The organism is Bremerella cremea (genome assembly GCF_003335505.1).
In the GTDB taxonomy this organism is placed as follows: Bacteria; Planctomycetota; Planctomycetia; order Pirellulales; family Pirellulaceae; genus Bremerella; species Bremerella cremea_A.
The window spans coordinates 850312-868307 of sequence record NZ_QPEX01000010.1; the positions used below are offsets into that span (position 1 = coordinate 850312).

A 17996-nucleotide genomic window follows, 5' to 3' on the forward strand; every position below is an offset into this window, starting at 1 on the left:
GAGTGATTGCAAGGATCCACGTGATTCTCCGTGGTAACTATCGTACGAAAATGAACGGTTTCGCGTTGACCAACACGTGGGCCAGGTCACGCCATAACTCGACCGAGACCAGTCGCTGCTGCGGATCGATCTGCAAGGTCTGCATGTGCGAAGTGAGGAATTCGTCGGCCAGCGCACGCTCGGCATCGGTCGGCTGGCGAGAAAAGGCCTGCTCGACCATGCGTTGGAAGCGAAGTTGGGCATCGTCCGGCGTTTCGGCAATCGCTCGCTGCGCCCAAAGCTCGCATTGCTTCAGCACAAACGGATCGTTCAGCAAAATCAACGACTGGGCTGGCACGTTCGATTGATTGCGTCTGCCGATGGTGGTGATCGGCTGCGGCGTGTCGAAGGCCAGCATCATGGGCGAGAGGAAGTTGCGGCGAATTTCCAGGTAAACGCTTCGCCGCCCTGCCCCGTCGAGCGGGCCACTTGCCCCTGGTCGGCCACGCCCCTGCATGAACGAGGTAAGGTAAATCTTAACGCTAGGTCCGTACATCGTTTCATCCAAGTTTCCACCGACCATCAGTAAGCTATCGCGAATTGCTTCGCCACCAAGCCGTTTGACCTGGGCGCGATGGAACAAGTCGTTCTTCGGATCGGCTGTTTCCGCCGGGTCGATCTGGACGGACGACATTTGATAGGTCTGCGAAAGGACCACGCGACGAATCATTTGCTTGAGCGACCAACCGTTGTCCACGAATTCGCTGGCCAGGTAATCGAGCAGTTCCGGATGGGTTGGTTCTTCTCCGAGCACGCCAAAGTTATCGACCGTGCGTACGATGCCCCGCCCCATTAAATAATGCCAGATCCGATTCACCGCGACGCGTGACGCGAAGGGGTTGTCAGGGGCCATCATCTGGTGGGCAAGCTGCAAACGCCCGCTACCGTGAGGGTCGAACTGCGTGGGAGATTTTTCTAGCACCGTCAGCAGCCGCCGCTCGACCGGTTCTGACGGGTTGCGGACATTGCCTCGAATTAACAAGTGTTCTTGCTCGGCCGAATTATCCCACATGCCAGGCGCCGTCCGCGATTGCCAGCGAACTTGGCTAAGTAGCTCTTGCGACTTCTGCTGGTACGTGTTGGCCAGGTCTTCGAGTGGTGCTTTCTGACCAGGAACGATCGTTTCCCAGTGCTTGAGAAGCCAATCTTTCAGGCGTGGATCGTTGCTGGTTGCCAGGGCGGTGTGCATCGCGTCGACCAACGTTTCGCTGGCGGGCTGATCTGTTTTTCCTGCGATTGCCTGTACGAACGCAGCGGCAACTTCGGCTTCTGCAGAAAGCGTCGGCGGGGCCTTATCTCCTTCGACAACCAGCAGAACTTCCATTGGCTTGTCGTCGATCGGCGAGAACTCGATGTGCGTGGCGTGGCCGCGATAGTCGCGCAGATTGTGCGTGATCCAGCGTGGGCCTTCTTCTACGGGCACGTTCCACTCCATGGTAACCACGCCATGCAGTGGGCCGTTGACCAGGCGATGCGAATCAACGACCGCAAAGGCCCGCCCAGCCCCCTGCACCAAGTAATGTACGCGGCCATCTTGCAGCGGGAACGAATTTGACTTGAGCGTGCGACCGGCGCGGTTCCAGTTATGAATCCGACCGAAATCGTCTTGCACACCCTCTTGCAGCTTAAGGGGAGCCCAACGGAGATCGAACACAGCGGCCGATTCACGCCGCACGCTTGGTTTGGCCGCACTCCATTCGATTTGCCCGGCTTGCCGGGGGGTTGCCCCAAAGACAAACCCGTCGGTACGCCACTCCTCTTGGGGCAGTCGAGCGAAGTCGTTGACGATCTGCACGTTGGCATTGGCAATCGCTTCTTGTTCGGCAGAAACGCGGGCCTGAGCGGTGGCGACTTCAGCGGTTCGGCTTTCCGGGGTGGCGGCCAGGTAGCGACTCCACCAGTACAGCGGGTGCTGCGGATCTGCTTGAGCTTCGGCCAGCAGTTCAGACCATTCTGACTTTCCAGCAGCCAGATCGGCCTCGATCGTAGAAGTAGCTTCGTCGAATTGGGTACTCAGCAAGCTGGCCGCTTGAGCATTGGTTTCCTCTTCGAGCTTCGCCAACGCTGCGGCGATCTTGGCGTTGTGGTCTTGGGTTTCAAAGCGGACTTGGCGGTAGGACGAGCTTTGCAGGAAGCCCATCTGAGCGTAGTAGTCGGCCTGAGAGATCGCGTCGAACTTATGATCGTGGCAGCGAGCACAGGTCACCGTCAGCCCAAGGAACGCCTTGTTCATCACGTCGAGCATGTTGTCGAAACGATCCGCTTCGTCCTTGCGGATATCAACCGGCGAGTGAACCCAATCTCCCATGTGCCAGAAGCCGGTACCGAGGACTGCTTCGTTGAAGCCTTGATCGGCGTTCATGCGTGGCTGTTCGACCAGATCGCCCGCGATGTGTTCGATCACCAGCTTGTTGTAGGGCACGTCTTGATTGAGGGCCCGAATGACGTAGTCGCGGTATTCGAAGGCGTTGGGAATGTCGTAATCGAATTCGTGCCCGCGCGATTCGGCGTAGCGGACCAGGTCCAACCAGTGGCGTCCCCAATGCTCGCCAAAGCGGGGCGAAGCCAACAGTTGATCGACCACTTTGGCCAACGCGTCGGGGGAATCGTCCTGCAAGAAAGCTTCGACTTGCTGCGGTGTCGGGGGGAGCCCGATGAGATCGAAGTAGACACGACGCAGCAGCGTAGTCCGTTCGGCGGGCTGATTCGGCGTGAGACTAGCCGCTTCTAGTTTGGCGAGAATGAAATAATCGAGCGGATCTTTGGCCCATGCTTCTTCTTGAACCGAGGGAATCTCTGGGCGGCGCACCGGCTGCCAGGCCCAATGTTCGGACTGGCGTTGGGCAAGATCGAAGACTTGCTTCTTGGGTGTGTTTGCCTCGTCTTCAATCGGCCAGGCCGCGCCGCTGTTGACCCATTGTTCGAGCTTGGCGATCTCGACGTCAGGCATGCGTGACTTGGGGGGCATCTGGTAGATGCCGTCGTAGTGGATGGCTTCGATCAATTGGCTTTCGTCCGCCTTGCCAGGAACCACCGACGGGCCACTATCGCCACCTTCCAAGATCGCGGAACGTGAGGTCAAATAGAGTCCGCCCCCGGGGGCCTCTGCTTCAGGTCCATGACACTCATAGCAGCGCTGAACCAAAATAGGACGAACGTGCTTCTCGAAGAACTCGAGTTGGCTGTCCGTAAACTGCGGACGATCTGAGGAACTGTTTTCCGCCAACGCAGTGCTAGTCCACGTAGCCAAAAGAGACGCGACGGCAACCAGCGCAAGATAAGGACGGGCATGGAAGAGAACCATGGGCATCGGTCCAACGATTTTAGGCAGGCACATTGATAGGTAGGATACTTCTACCTTAGCATCAATGCCCCTGGGATGTCACTATCTTTCAATTCGGGCAGGGGAAAAAACTCCATGACACTACGACTAGCCTTAAAAGAATGGAACGTCGTGTGTGAAGCGATTGGCCAAGGCCGGCAGATTGTTTTAGCACGCAAAGGTGGCATTTCCGAACCGGAAGGTGAATTCGAGCTACCAAAGAACCAATTCTGGCTTTATCCAACCTTCTTTCACGAGGCCGCTGCCAAGCTCAATCAGCAAGGAATCGAACTGCTGGATGCCCATCCTGAATTCAACCAGCCGCCTGCTTCAAGCCATGCTTTGTTGTCCTTGGTGTGCGAAGTTGTCGCAAGCGTCTATTTGCAAGACGAACGCCAATTGGTCGCACTTGCCCCAGAACAAATTTTGAACGAAGAAGCGTTGTCACTGCGATTTCATTATCGCCAGCCAGGTCTGCATGCGCTGGTGATTCGAGCTTACGTTGCCAGCACACCAGCTACGCTTAGGCCCACCGAAGCGATGGCGGGCTGTAAAAGCTGGGTCGAGCTTGAGGCCCCGCTGCCAACCGGTAGCTTGCAGCCGGTAATTTCTGACGACGAATTCGAACGCCGAAAAAATTTGTTACTTTCCTCGCTCGAGGCGTGAACCTACAATTTGATTGCCCTGTCTTACAAGGGCGTTCACCGAGAACCATGTTTTTAAAAATTGGTCTTGCCAATTTGCAAAGCGTGATTCAAAGTGATAATTACCAAGGGCCGCGACACGCATCGCGGCGTTACTGAAGACCTGAGGCTGGCTCTACACGGCGTTCTGTCCGGCCATAGGGTATGCTTTAGTAGAAAGGAGGTGTTCCAGTGGAATATGTCTGTAGTTGCCGTAGAGGTGGTTCTGCCTAACGGCTACCGGCGGGTTGCCGGTAGGCAGCCACATTCCCTATCGGAACCTCTTCTGAGAGAATCCGAATAGGCTACCAATAGAGGCTCCGCAAGTCCTAACCGGATTTGCGGAGTCTCTTTTTTTATGCGCTCGTGGTGACGCTCTACCCCGAGTCTAACTGTCTTTCTATTGGCTCGGTTCGGCCGAGTCCGCCAAGCGATAACCGCCAGGGGCGTTTTCGTCCCGAACGATTTTCTCGCCGCCGTCGATCGTGATCATCGCTTTCAATACTTCCGGCGGAAGGTCAGGCGAAAGTTGGGTGACGGTTCCATCAAAGAACAAGACATGCGGGCCGTAGGGATGGTGGCTTGAGATTGAGGGTTTCTTGGGATCGTTGATCTGAAACGACATCGTTTCGACATCAAGATCTTTCGGCTGGAGCCAATGAATGCTGCGTGATGCCGTTTCTGCGACCGCGATGGTAGTGGCGGGATCATCTGTGATCTCTTGCCAGCGAATCCCTTCTTCTTTCCGCCCGAACGCATGAGGCCCGACGAGCATGAGGTACGCTGTATGACTCACAGATTTATCTTTGCGTTCACCGGGACACTGCCAATACAGATTGTGGGAGCAGATGATTGGCTCTTGCATTTTCCACGATTCGAGAGGACGCGATTCGAGTTGTAGATTCCAATCACTATTCCATGGTTCTTCAAATCGGTAATTTGAATAGTAGGGAGATGACTCGATGAACGGCATCAGCCGTACTCGCCAGCTATGCCCGATCAGCTGAGCCGGTGGAACCATGCCAAAGGTATCGTGGTAATTATGCAGGGCCAGCCCGATTTGTTTCAACTGGTTGCCACACCCCACGCTGCGAGCCATTTCCCGCCACTGCAGGAGCAAGCTGCTACCGAGCACCGCGATGCCGACAAACAGCGCGACGACAATCGCGATAAAAACGGAAGCCAACTTCGTGGACACGCTTTTCTCCTGGCCAGAAACAAGATGCTTAGCCACATTATAGATTACCAGCGCGCACGAAAAAACGCCGGAGAATGCCTCCGGCGTTTTTTCTATTTAATGTGGCGAGAATAAACGGGACTTACTTCTCTAAGTCGAAGTTAATCGTGTTCTCGGCCTTGTCTTCGACGGTTGCCGTCAAGCTTGTTTCGTCATTGTACTTTTTAGGAATGTACGAAACGTAGTTGGGAAGGCCATCTTTGGCAGCTTTGGCTAGTTCTTTGGTGGCCGTAATCTTCACTTCCATTTCCCCAGGAGGGGCAGCAAAGTTAAATTCGCCGTTGGTAATCGGACCGGCGCTGACTTTGCCTTCCCCTTTGGGAATAAAGATAATTTGACCGTTATCTACCGGCTGGCCATCGTAGGTGACCTTGCCTTTGACAATGATCTCTTTCGGACCACCACAACCAAGCAAGGGAAAAAGCAGCCCAACCAAGACGAGCATGGTTAGATGTGCTACGGAAAATCTCATGAAAACCTTTCGAGTGTCAGTTTGAACCGGTGAAGTCCGGCAGAATCGATGCGGACCAGGCATTACAAACCTGTGACTACTTCGCCACCTTCTCGGGTACCATATCCACGCCAAATATCGACGTTGATCGTCTCAGGCACGAACTGCACACTGGCGTCCATCAAGGTTGCCATAGCACCGCCCGGATGATTACTACGCGAGTAAATCACCTGCGTGTTGGTATCCCAAACGCAAGGAGCGTACGTCGGGTTATCAGGCGAACCCTGGCAGGTACGCATCCGGTCGGTCACGGTCGTGTTCGGGGCATACTGGGTGCTGAAAATACTGCTCAAGTGATCCGAGCGATAGTAACGGCCACGCCAGTCACGCTTGTTGGCCACATTCGATTTCACCAGCAAGATTTCGGCCGCCATGACCGTGTTGGCGGTACCATCACGGACCGAAGAAAAGTCGGTTCGGGACTGGTAATAGAACATGCCGGTCGCGTCGTTATCGGTCGTGGTGGTGATTTCTTCTCGCCCGTTGCAGAGCAAGTAGTTGCCATGGAAACCGTCGTTGTAATCCGGCGGAGGATCTCCGGTACCATGAATTTCGCCTGTTTGGCCTCGGTTGGGATCCGAAGGACACATCAACGTTTCAATCTTGGTGTTGAACAAGTTGCTCGGGAAACCACTCGAATTTCGTGTCAACATGTACGGGTAAAGTTGATCGTACAGATTGCCTTGTTCCATGAAAGGTAAAAGCGTCGGCATCCACGACATCGAATGAGGTGGTGTCGACATGCTTTGATTCAACCCAGCGGCGAAGCTGCCAGGCGGAAAAACTTTGTGCGTGTCGTGATAGTTGTGCATCGATAGTCCCAACTGCTTTTGATGGTTGGAACAGGTCATACGCCGCGCAGCTTCACGGGCCTGCTGCACAGCTGGCAACAGGAGGGCGATTAATACCCCGATAATGGCAATTACGACCAGAAGTTCAACGAGAGTGAACCCTGGCTTCCTTAACTTGGGCATAGACTATCCTTGCGCAAAAAAAGATAATGGAAAAGATGGATACCCAGGAATCCTGTAAGAGCGAAGAACCGGGCTTTATTCCAATTTTTTACATAAAGAAGTATTAGATTACAATCCCCCTGCTGGCGAATGTCATTGACACGCTCACTTATGGGGTAAGGAAGCCCCGATATTTTGACAAAAGGCCGCTTTACTGTCTCCACAAATCACTTAGCGCAAAAATAAAAGCACCGGAGAAATCTCTCCGGTGCTTTCGTTATTGGCTAGATAAAAGCTCTTCTTACGGACGCGACAACGTTAATTCGGCATCGAGGACCTTCTCAATGCGTCGCGAGCTTTCCAGGAGGTGAGCCTTGGTGTAGGCGTCGAGTTCGACTTCCTGCTCTAAAGCATCTGCCAGCTTCTCTTGCAAATCGATCAACTGAGCATAGGCGATCGTCTGGCAATCTTGCGGGGCGTAAGCGTTGCCCATGGCCAGCGTCGAAAGCCGCTTCAGGTAGTCTCGCTGCAAGTTGCGGCGAAGGCTGCTAATCGCGGGGTTGCGATTGCTGTAGTCACCTTCTTCCAACGAATCGAGTTCGCTGAAAATAGCGTTGGTAAGGGACTCGAACATTTCCGCTGTGGTAAACGCATCTTGATCGGCTGCCACCTTCAATTCAGCATCGTGCATCCGCTCGAGCGTGATTGAAGAGAACAAACGCGACAGGATGGTACTTTGCCACTGGGCGATGGTATCGTGGATCGGGAAATCACCACGCACGCTGTAGCTCGTTCCCCAATGGTTCCAGTGGGAAGGAGCCAACTTGTTATAAAGCTCTGGCGAGAACTGGAACGGTTCGTCGCTGAAGACCTGCTCGCTGAGCAGTTTCATCACTTCACGCTGTTTTTCCACATCGACCACCTCGAAAGGAGCCGGGGCATTGTCTTGCCCTTTGTGGCTACGATTCACGTGAACACCACCGATGTAGCGTGAAGCGAAGTACATTGCCTGACCGTGCGTATTGAGCAGCGAGTTAAATGCCTGACGAACGCGGGAGTAATCTTCCCCGTCTTCGACAACACGATCGGCCAAACCATCCATGGCCTGTTTGACGACGGCGGCTTGGTTATTGGCAAACTCCAAGGCATCTTTACCGAAGTCGAACCGGTTGGAATCGGGATCAGGCGACATGCTGGTGGTGTCTTCGTCTGTGCTAAACGCCAAACCATGTTCGGTACTGCGCGAAGCGATCTTGGCGAGTTCTTTCTTTTCGCCATCGGTTCCCCCGCTAAGCGGTTTGTAACCGTAAGTAATCGCCCAGACATCGTACTTGCCGATGGATTGGGTGAAGAAATGACCTTGCTTTTTACCAGGGGCAGCGATGTGCGGCGGAGCGTAGTCCATCACACTGGCCAAAGTCGGTTCCCCTTCAGGGAGTTCGGCCATTTCTTCCAGGCTGTACATCTTGCTGGCCACAAAGTTGTGACGCAGGCCCAACGTATGCCCAACTTCGTGCATGGCCACTTCCTTCAAACCTTCCATGATCATGCGTTCCAGCAGTTCTTCCCGCTGTTGCTTGATCTCTTCAGGCGAAGGGCCTTTTTCTTCTTCTTTCCCTTCCTCAGCGTCTTCTTTCTTCTCTTCGGCAGATTCTTCCGAGCCTTCTTTTTCTTCCTTAGCCTCGGCTTCTTCCTTCTTCTTTTTCTTCTTCTCCTTCAGCTTTTCCTTTTCGACATCTGCCAACACAGCGGCAGCGGCAAAAGCGAATTGCTGCGACATACCGCCCGAGAGCATGCACTGATGCTTCGGCGATTTAATCGGATTCTTCTTCAGGAACTCTTCGATGCTATGCACATCGACCGGACCGCCCAGCATCGCTTCGGTGGCTTGCGGATTGTAGTTCTCGAATGCTTGCTTCCAGTAGTTCAAGAAGTCGGCGTCGAAGATGATGTCGGCGTCGAGAATCTGACCGGTATAAGGATTCACACGAGAAGGCCCCATGGCGAAACCAGCGTCAGACGTAATCCAACGGAACGTGTTGTAGCGGACGTCTTCTGGATCCCAGTCGGCATCGTCTTCTTGTTGACGAACACGAATGGCATCGATGTAACCAGCCTTTTCGAAGGCCTTGTTCCATTCCAAAATGCCATCGCGGATTGGCTTGCGGTACTTATAGGGAATCGTGTTTTCCATGTAGAAAATAATCGGTTCTTTAGGCTCCGACATCTTGGCAGACGGGTCGGCCTTTTCCAGCTTCCAACGATTCACGTAGCGGACAAACTGGTTGTCGTCCGGACGCGAGTAGTCTTTGACGGCGGTTAAGAAGTAACCAACGCGATCGTCCGCGACACGTGGCGTGTAGCCGCCGGAAGGGATCTTGCTAATCGAATAGTGAATATCAAGCGTCAAGCCACGCGAGTCAGGCACCGAGTCAAGCTGTAGTCGCCCGCTCGAAGCGTAGGTAGCTTCGACTTGAAGTTCCAGGTTCTTCTCGAAACCTTTCACCTCGCCAAAGAGCGATTTGGTGCCCGAGAAACCAAAGCCTGGCAGCGTATCGCTGATCATCGGCAAGTCGCTCATGAAGACCGGCGTCACTTCGACGAGATCGCCGCCGCCTGGTCCCTTGGTGGCAATCGGCAAGCTGAACAACACGCTGTCGCCGTAGGCATGCTTCACCGCACGGGCTTCTGGTTTGCCGTCGGTGGCCTTGAAGCGGACATTCTTACGAATGATATGGACGCGATCGTCAACCTTGCGGAACTTCCAAACCCAGTCATCCCCAAAGCCCCACGACATACCACCGTACAAGGGCTCGATGCCGACACCACGGGCAATCGAGATCAACACAATGAATTCGCCGTTGTAATGCGAATTGTTGAGCTCGAAGAACATTCGGTTCCCTTTGTGGTAGGTGGGAACCAAGCCGTCGGCCTTCTTAAAGTCCTTCAAGATGGCAGCATGAGGCGCCGTTGACGAGCCACTGGAAGATCCACCGCTGGAACCTCCGGAAGAGGAACCTCCGGTCGTCGCGGCTACTTGAGGGCCGGCTGCGGCAGCCGTTTCCCCGGTTGTGTCGGTGGCCATATCATCGGCATTTACAGGGCTTGCCGTGGCCAATGCGACCAAAGCCGTCGCACACATCGCGGACGACCATCGCCAAAATGAAGGCATTTTCATGCGTACTACTCTCGTAACATTAAAAGGGAGGGAGATGTTCGACAGGTTCGTCGTGTTCCGTTTTCATCCAAAGGTGAGAGGGAGATTCCCTCGCAACCTTCCCATACCGTGGGAAACTCTCTAGCTTACTAGAGACTCCTCAGCCGGTTATCTTGCGAAAAAAAGAGACCGGAACATGAAAAACTTCCCGATTGGGTCTGCTCAAAGCATCAGTAAAATATACCCTACTCTTAGCATCCACCGTAATTGTTCTATTCTGCGCACGGAGAAATAGGAAAGAAAAGCCGGTTATCGCAATAAAATGGATTATTGATGCCTGGAAGAGAGATTTTTGCCATGATCGATCTATCCCAGTACGATTTGCCAAGCCTCTTTTGGCGTCCCAATAATCGAGCCGTGGACAACGTGAACAAGGGCCAGATGCAGCACAAACTCGAACTTGGTACCACTTTTTCCAACTCACCGGAACGAGCAAGAAGAAATTGGGAAAATGCGTGATAATTTCGACACCCTCCGTCAGGTTCTTGCGCGTTTCCGCCTGGAAGACATTTCCCAAGAAAAGATCACACGGCTGCGTGGGGGATTAAGTGGAAGTGATGTCTGGCAAGTGGAAAGTCCGTGGGGCAAGTTCTGCTTGAAGTGTATGCCGTCCGGCTTCTCCGTCCAGCGCATCCGAACCATCCATCAAGCTGTTTCTCTCCGTCGCGATGCCGGCATGACCTGCCTGGCTGGCTATTGCCAAGCGGCAAGCGGCGAGACATTTGTCGTGCATGACGAGCGTATCTGGGAGCTTCAGTTATGGGCCAAAGGGGACGCGCCGACGCCTCCTTTTTCCAACTGGCAAAAAACAAAGATGTATCAAGCGGTTGCCCGCTTTCACACGGTGCTACGCGACACACCTCACGATCAATCGCAGTTGGGCAAGTCGGAAGGTGTGGCGGTTCGCTTGAACATGCTCCGGACTTGGCGCGACCATCGGATGGAGGAAATTCGGCCTCGCATCGTGAACTACGGCCACCCGCAGCGAAAAGCGGATCTCTCCTTTCTCGCGGTCAGCTTTCAAGAATATCAGCACAAATTAGAACCGCTACTCGTAGAAGTATCACAGCAAGATTATTTGCTTGAGCACTGTATTGGTGACCCGCGGCCCGAGAATTTTCGTTTTACAGGAGACCAACTAACGGGCTTGATCGATCTGGGTTCGCTGCGGCGTGACAACATTGCGTTAGATATCTCGCGTCTGGCGAGCGAACTGGCCAGTGAAGCCCCCATCGATTGGAAATTGGCGTGGGATAGCATCTCAGCGATACACCCCCTTAAAGAGCCAGAAAAACGGCTGACTATTGTTCTGGACGCGGCGAATGTAATTCTTACCGGGTTGAAATGGATACAGTGGCTCGTCGTTGATGGTTACAGTTTTGAGAGCGAAGCGCTTGTCGACTCGCGTTTATGCCATCTCTGCCAGCGTTTCCAGCAAATCAAACAGCATCCGGTTTGGCAATGAAACAGCCATTAGCAGGAAACGTCGGAGCGTAATTAGCATCACAGACGCTATCTGGATTTCTCTTCTATAATTAAAGCACAACCAAGGACGGTTCGGTTTTACGGATTCTGCATTTACGAAGCGACGATTATTTCGGAAGATGGTAACAGATCGTGCGACCGGTCTCTCCCCCAGCTTAACTCACAGTTAGATGATATCTCTCATGACGCGTTTTGCTTCCTTCACACTCATTCTGGCGCTTTGCTTCCTTCCTACTGCCGCAACGGCTCAAGGCTTGAATGGTGACCTGTTTCAAGGCCTCCAAGGCTTTGACGGTTTAGGAGGTGGTGGCGATTCGGACCCTGGTTTGAACGTGACCGCCAGCTATGTGGTTGATCCTTCGCGGACGCATGGCCAAGTCAGCGTGACGGCAACCGTCGGAAACGGCTGGTGTTTGTATTCGACCACGCAGCCGAAAGGTGGCCCCCTGCCAACCGAACTGAAGATTGCCGACGCGCCCGCAATTACGGCCGTGGGGACCTTCACGCCGGACCATAAGCCGAAGATTGTTCCTCCCGACGAAATCATCACCGTTCCGCAAGAGAAGTTCTACAACACGGTCACCTGGACAGCCCCCTTCTTGCTGCCTGCCGATATCAATCCGGAAACGTTGAATCTGAAGGTGCTGCTAAAAGGTCAAAGCTGCCACGATCGCGGAACTTGCTTTCCGGTAAGGGGAGAAGCGGTTGCCAAGTTCGCCGGCATGAAGGAAGTTCCGCTCGATAAATCGCTTGTGGCCGAAGAACCAGAGAAGCCTCAAACAGCCACCACGCCGACCGATTACAAAATTCAAGGCAAACCAGGCGATTTCAAATCGGCCAGCGGGCACGTGGTGATCAGCGGCAGCTTCACTCCCACCAAAGTGGCTCCTGGCGATCAGGTGACGGTGAATCTGACCGTAAAGCCGAGTGGTGCTTATCACGTTTATGCTTACTCTCCGACCGATGCGACCATCGGCTACAAGTCGACTCAGATCGCCCTGGCAGAGGCGACCGGCTGGCTGGCCATGCAGCCAACCACCGACAATCCGATTCACGAAAAAGAGTTGACCCCTGGCTTCGATCCCATTCGCTATCACGAAGGAGACACCACCTGGAAGTTCAAGGTCCAGGTCCCCATCGACGCCAAGCCAGGCAAATACCCGCTCGTTGGTTACCTCGGTTTTCAAACCTGTACTGACTCCACGTGCGATCGCCCGGAAGGGGTCATGTTTGAAGGCATCGTGGAAGTTGGCCCAGGTGCCGCTTTCACGGAATCGGCTCCCCTCGCTTTCTCGAAAGCAACTTATTCCAAAGCCGCCGAGCGAGCCAAAATCACGCATGCTCCGGTACAAGAAGCCGCAGAAGATCAAGCCAATACTCCCCCAGCCGGCGGTAACGCTCCACCGGCCCCTGGCGATCAGGCAGCGGCTCCTTTGGCAGTGCCAGCCGAGGGGCACAGCTTCGAGTGGAAGGTCCTTAATCAGCCAGAAAGCTCTAGCCTGGGCTGGATCTTGATGCTCAGCTTTGTGGGCGGAGCCATTTTGAACTTGATGCCGTGCGTGCTGCCGGTGGTTGGCTTGAAGATTTTGTCGTTCGTCAATCAAGCAGGCAAGCATCGTGGTCAGGTCTTCATGTTGAACCTGGTCTATTCGGCCGGGGTGATCTCAGTGTTTCTCTTCCTGGCCGTTTTGTCGACCTCGCTCGGTACGATTATGGGTCTGTTTGTTAAATCGGAACCAGGGGCAGCCGACGGCTTGGCTTGGGGCCAATGGAGCGGTAACGTCTGGTACATTCTCGGCATGATCGTGCTTGTCTATACGATGGGTCTCAGCATGTTGGGCGTGTGGGAACTTTCGATGCCGAGCTTCTTAGGAAGTGGCAGCGTTGCCCAAGCGGCTAACAAAAGTGGTTACGGAAGTGCTTTCTTCAAAGGGATTGTCACGACGCTGCTTTCGACTCCGTGCAGCGGCCCCTTCTTGGGTCCGATTTTTGGTTACACCCTTTCCGAATCGGCTTACATCACATTTTTAGTGTTTGGTTTCATCGGGTTGGGCATGTCTTCGCCCTATTTAATCATTGGCATCAACCCTCGCCTGATCGCCTTTTTGCCGAAGCCAGGCAACTGGATGGTCGCTTTTAAGCAAGCGATGGGCTTTGTCATGATGCTGACGGTCGTGTACCTGCTTTACACGATGGAAGACAAATGGGTCGTTCCCACATTGACCCTGCTTGTCGGCCTGGCGGCAGGCTGCTGGATGCTCGGCCAGGTGCATACCTTAGAACACCAGTCCTCGAAACTAGCCACCACCATCGGTGCGTTTGCGGTTTCGATTTTCGTGGGCTTGTTTGCGTTCAACTACCTGGTGGAAGGAGGTGCGGAAACGATTGCTTGGGATAAATACACCCCAACCCGTTTTGCCGATCTCGAAGCCGACGTTCGGGCCCGACAAAGTGCCGGCGAAACCGTCATGGTCGACTTTACCGCCGACTGGTGCCCGACCTGCAAGCTGAACTACTACCGCGCCATCAACACCGATAAAGTCGCTGCCTACGTCGAAGCCAACGGCATCTCGCCGGTGTTGGTAGATTGGACCACCAACGACTCAAACGATCCAGTCCAGCAGTTCATCAACAAACTTGGCTTCAACAGCATTCCCCTGCTGGCCATCTTCCCTGGCGGTCGCCCCGGCGAGGTCTACGTGCTGAGTGACTTGCTCGATGAAACAACCGTCATCGACAGCCTCAACACGGCTCAAGGAACCGCCCAAGCCGTTCCCAAACAAACCGCGCTGAACAAATAGCCCACGCAACTAGTTGCGTTGAAGTTGAACACGTCGCAAAAATGCCAAGGGACAGCACAACTTTGTCCCCTCTCCCCTGAGGGGAGAGGGCTAGGGTGAGGGGCTCATCGCATGACGCAACCGCCAGACAAAGTCTCACGTCGCCGTGAACTTCGCCAAACATCAACATAAGCAGAACGTGCCCTCTGGTCCGCTTTACGAAACCGCAATATCGCTGGCCTTAAATTTCGACGTCAGGTCTCTATTGGTCCTTGGATTGTTGATTTTCTTTGCGTGGAACAAAATCTCGTCATTGAAATTGACGGCGGGTACCACGACTTAACTCAAGAGAAAGATCGCCAACGAGAACGACAGCTTACCGGTGCTGGATATCGAGTCATTCGCTTTACGAATGAAGATGTTCTAGCGAACCTTGAGGGGGTTACGATTGCGATCAAGCGATCTTTGGGACTAGCTGATGAAGAGCCCCCCTCACCCTAGCCCTCTCCCCCGCAGACGGGGGCGAGGGGACAAGAATAATGAGAAACCCTCTTTTTACTTTGTTGAGTCGCTAAAGCAGCGGGTACCCAACGGCTTAGTCTTCCGTTTTATTACGATACTTCTCGAACGGGCTATCGACCGGCGAGAACAGCATGTGCCCCATTTCGGCGGCAAACAGCAAGACGTGGGCTGAGAGGAAAATCCACATCACCGTAATCACCAATGCCCCGCTGGTCGCGTAAGCGGTTGCCACGACGTTTCCTTCGGCAACGCGGTTGATGATGTACTTGCCGACCTGAAACAAGATGGTGCCAATGATCGCCCCACCGAGCACTTCTCGCCAAGGTGGTCGTTTCATCGGTAGAAATCGCAGCATACAGTAGAAAACAATCATCACGGCGAGCCAGGAAATCACCTGAAACGTGATGAAATTTTGGCTTTCCTGCGAAATGAACTTCGAGACCGGCAACCGTACCCAGATCGCATGCGACCAGGTACTGAGCAGGGTGGCCAAGGCCAGCAAGAGCCCTGTTCCGATCGAAAACAACGTCGCGCGGACTCGTCCTAGTACCACCGAGATAAGCCCACCACGCAGCCCCTCGACGGTGAAGCCATAGATCCGATTAAGAGCCAGTCGCAATTGCATGAACGTAGCCGAGGCACTCCAGACGGCGATAAAACTCAGAAACGCTGTGGGAATGATCGTCGCCTTGCGAAACGCAGACATTTTGACCTGGTCAACGATCGCTTTCCCGTACCCTTCCCCCATGGCGTTATCGAGAAACTCACTCGCCATTTCCCGGGCCCCGGCGTCGTTTTCCAGAATTTGGCCGGCAATGGAAATCGAGAACACGACAATCGGTGCCAGCGAGAAAATAACGTAGAATGCGATCGCTGCCGCCGAGGTCGAATGGTCGTGTTCGATCCAGCGAGTGAAAAACCTGGAAATAAATCGTTGCCACGGCTGAAGCATGCCGATTTCCGGTTTGCGATCTGAAGGAATGTTTTCGTGCATCAAAACCGCCATTTTAGCCGGGAATCACTCGTAGACGTAGCTAGTTAGTCAACGCGATTTGGAAAGTTAGGCAAGCCCCCATTGAAAATTGGGGGGACAACTCCGTACCATCAATGGGCTTATCAGGGTATCGCTTACCTAACCTTGTACGCGGCAATTACCGCGCCAACGGTTAAGTAAAATCAACGGAATAATCGGACGAGAATCGGGTGAACGGACTCAATCCGCCACAGCAAGAAGCGGTCAATACGTTGTCAGGTCCTATGCTGGTGCTGGCTGGGGCTGGTTCGGGCAAAACCCGTGTGGTGACGTTTCGGATCGCGAATCTTATTCGCCACGGTATTAAGCCGCAGCGAATCCTAGCCGTGACGTTCACCAACAAAGCTGCCGCCGAAATGAAGGAGCGGGCCCTCAAATTGCTGGGCAAGCATACCGAGGACGAACCGGTCGTTTCGACGTTCCACTCTCATTGTGTTCGTATCCTTCGTCGACATATTAACCACTTGGGCTACCCGAACACCTATACCATTTACGACCGTAGCGATCAGGAAATGGTGGCACGTGGTGTTCTCCGCGAAATTCGCGTCCCCAACGAAACACTTCGCCCAGGCGATCTGCTGAACTTCATCAGCCGCTGGAAATCGGCGGGTATCCGCCCTAAAGACGCGTTTGCCCATGCCGATACCGACAAAGCCCACCTGGCTGCGGTTGCTTTCCGGCGGTATCAAAACGCCCTTAAGTCGTGTGGAGCACTCGACTTTGATGATTTGCTGCTTTGTACCGAAGAGCTTTTCACCAACTTCCCCGCTGTGCGCGATCAAGAAGCGGCCCTGTTCGATCACGTGATGATCGACGAATATCAAGACACCAACGCTTCGCAGTATCGCATCGTGCGTGGTTTGGCCGAAGGGCACCGGAATTTGTGCGTGGTGGGAGACGACGACCAGTCGATTTACTCGTGGCGCGGGGCCGAAGTGAAGCATATTCTGCGATTCGGCGAAGACTGGCCCGACGCCAAAATGATTTACCTGGCCGATAATTATCGCTGCACCAGCGCCATTTTGACGGTGGCCAACCGCCTGGTCGCTTTCAATACAACTCGCTACGACAAAATCCTAAACGCAGCCCGCCCTGGCGGCGATCAGCCCAAAGTGCTGTATTTCAAGGACGAGGAAAAAGAAGCGGAAGAAATCGTGGGGGATATTGCCCGCAAGATCAACGATCCCAACGTCGAGCCACGTGACTTTGCGATTTTGTTCCGCACCAACGAACAGCCGCGGGCCTTCGAGCAGCAGTTCCGGGCAATGAACATCCCCTACACGCTGATCGGTGGGATGTCGTTCTTCGACCGGAAAGAAGTCCGCGATATTTTGTCGTATTTGAAGCTGATCAATTCCCATCAAGACGAAGTCTCGCTGCTGCGAATCATCAACGTTCCACCACGCGGGATCGGGCAGAAAACGGTAAAAGACCTGCTCGATCACGCAACCAACGAAGGCAAACCGCTGTGGGACGTGCTACCGCAAGCCGCCGCCCTGCGGGGTGGAGCTTCAACGACCACGACCGACGCGATTCAAAAATTTGTTCGCCTGATCAAGCATTATCATGGACGGCTGGGGAAAGACACGCTGACCGATATCGTCCGTGATTTGATTGGGGCAATCGGCTACCAACAGGAACTCCAGCGGCTGTACCCTGACCCCAACGACCGTGAATCGCGTGAAGCAGCCGTCGAACAGGTCGTCAACGCCGTGAGTGCCTACGAAGAGAAGAAGAAAAAGAAAGCCACCCTGGCCGGTTTCCTTGACGACACCGCCCTGGCAGGGGACGGCTTCGACAACGAGAAGGAAAAGCAGCTCAAAAAGAACGGCGTTATCTTAATGACGCTACACGCGGCCAAAGGACTCGAATTCCCCTATGTTTACATGGTCGGGATGGAAGAAGGGATCTTGCCTCATCAGCGCAGCTTGAAAGATGGGGACGAAGCGATCGAAGAGGAACGCCGCTTGTGTTACGTAGGGATCACTAGGGCTCAAGAACGTTTAACCTTCTCGTTCGCCCTCGCTCGCAAGAAGTGGGGGAAGCCTCGCCCAACCGAAACGAGCCGATTCCTTTACGAATTAACCGGCCAGGCCGATAATCCGAATGCCTCGAAAGCCAAAGCCCAAGCAACCGGGCCCAAAGCCCCCCCCAAACGCCCATCGGCGGGGGCTCGTCGCCGGTAAACCGTTTTCAGTCGCTAAAAAAGGGGAT

The 17996-nt window shown here is 54.0% G+C and carries 10 protein-coding genes and 1 pseudogene; 5 read left to right on the forward strand and 6 right to left on the reverse strand.

Annotated elements, in window-relative coordinates:
* Positions 1 to 37: 37 nt before the first annotated feature.
* Positions 38 to 3349, reverse strand: a complete 3312-nt coding sequence (locus tag DTL42_RS04505; RefSeq protein WP_147274162.1) for a PSD1 and planctomycete cytochrome C domain-containing protein — start codon at positions 3347 to 3349, stop codon at positions 38 to 40.
* Positions 3350 to 3457: 108 nt separating this feature from the next.
* On the opposite strand from DTL42_RS04505, the gene DTL42_RS04510 reads away from it, so the two are divergent.
* Positions 3458 to 4027 (forward strand): DUF1802 family protein, encoded by a 570-nt coding sequence (locus DTL42_RS04510; protein WP_158545230.1) that lies wholly within the window; start codon positions 3458 to 3460, stop codon positions 4025 to 4027.
* 417 nt (positions 4028 to 4444) lie between these two features.
* Here the strand turns inward: DTL42_RS04510 and DTL42_RS04515 are convergent, their stop codons facing one another.
* The 4 genes from DTL42_RS04515 to DTL42_RS26670 form a co-directional block, all read right to left on the reverse strand.
* Positions 4445 to 5242 carry a DUF1559 domain-containing protein gene (locus DTL42_RS04515; RefSeq protein ID WP_114367480.1) on the reverse strand — a complete coding sequence of 266 codons (798 nt, stop codon included), beginning with the start codon at positions 5240 to 5242 and terminating at the stop codon, positions 4445 to 4447.
* A 121-nt stretch (positions 5243 to 5363) separates the two neighbouring features.
* Positions 5364 to 5753, reverse strand: coding sequence for a hypothetical protein (locus DTL42_RS04520; protein ID WP_147274163.1), 390 nt, complete (start codon positions 5751 to 5753; stop codon positions 5364 to 5366).
* 62 nt (positions 5754 to 5815) lie between these two features.
* Positions 5816 to 6766 (reverse strand): DUF1559 domain-containing protein, encoded by a 951-nt coding sequence (locus DTL42_RS04525; protein ID WP_114367482.1) that lies wholly within the window; start codon positions 6764 to 6766, stop codon positions 5816 to 5818.
* A 280-nt stretch (positions 6767 to 7046) separates the two neighbouring features.
* On the reverse strand, positions 7047 to 9923 hold the full coding sequence (locus DTL42_RS26670; protein WP_234824068.1) for a zinc-dependent metalloprotease: 2877 nt from the start codon (positions 9921 to 9923) through the stop codon (positions 7047 to 7049).
* A 490-nt stretch (positions 9924 to 10413) separates the two neighbouring features.
* Between DTL42_RS26670 and DTL42_RS04545 the strand changes: the two genes are divergently transcribed.
* From DTL42_RS04545 to DTL42_RS27070, 3 genes and pseudogenes are all read left to right on the forward strand, one after another.
* The gene (locus DTL42_RS04545) at positions 10414 to 11427 is read left to right on the forward strand and encodes a phosphotransferase (protein WP_114367484.1); all 1014 of its coding nucleotides are present in this window, start codon (positions 10414 to 10416) and stop codon (positions 11425 to 11427) included.
* Between the two features lie 202 nt (positions 11428 to 11629).
* Positions 11630 to 14248: a thioredoxin family protein gene (locus DTL42_RS04550; RefSeq protein ID WP_158545231.1), complete on the forward strand. Its 2619-nt coding sequence runs from the start codon at positions 11630 to 11632 to the stop codon at positions 14246 to 14248.
* A 183-nt stretch (positions 14249 to 14431) separates the two neighbouring features.
* Positions 14432 to 14728, forward strand: a pseudogene (locus DTL42_RS27070) (endonuclease domain-containing protein); the annotation flags it as partial.
* 94 nt (positions 14729 to 14822) lie between these two features.
* Here DTL42_RS27070 and DTL42_RS04560 read toward each other — a convergent pair.
* The gene (locus DTL42_RS04560) at positions 14823 to 15743 is read right to left on the reverse strand and encodes a YihY/virulence factor BrkB family protein (RefSeq protein ID WP_158545232.1); all 921 of its coding nucleotides are present in this window, start codon (positions 15741 to 15743) and stop codon (positions 14823 to 14825) included.
* 209 nt (positions 15744 to 15952) lie between these two features.
* Here DTL42_RS04560 and DTL42_RS04565 point away from each other — a divergent pair, with 209 nt between their 5' ends.
* Positions 15953 to 17968: an ATP-dependent helicase gene (locus DTL42_RS04565; protein ID WP_234824069.1), complete on the forward strand. Its 2016-nt coding sequence runs from the start codon at positions 15953 to 15955 to the stop codon at positions 17966 to 17968.
* The last annotated feature ends 28 nt before the right edge of the window (positions 17969 to 17996 follow it).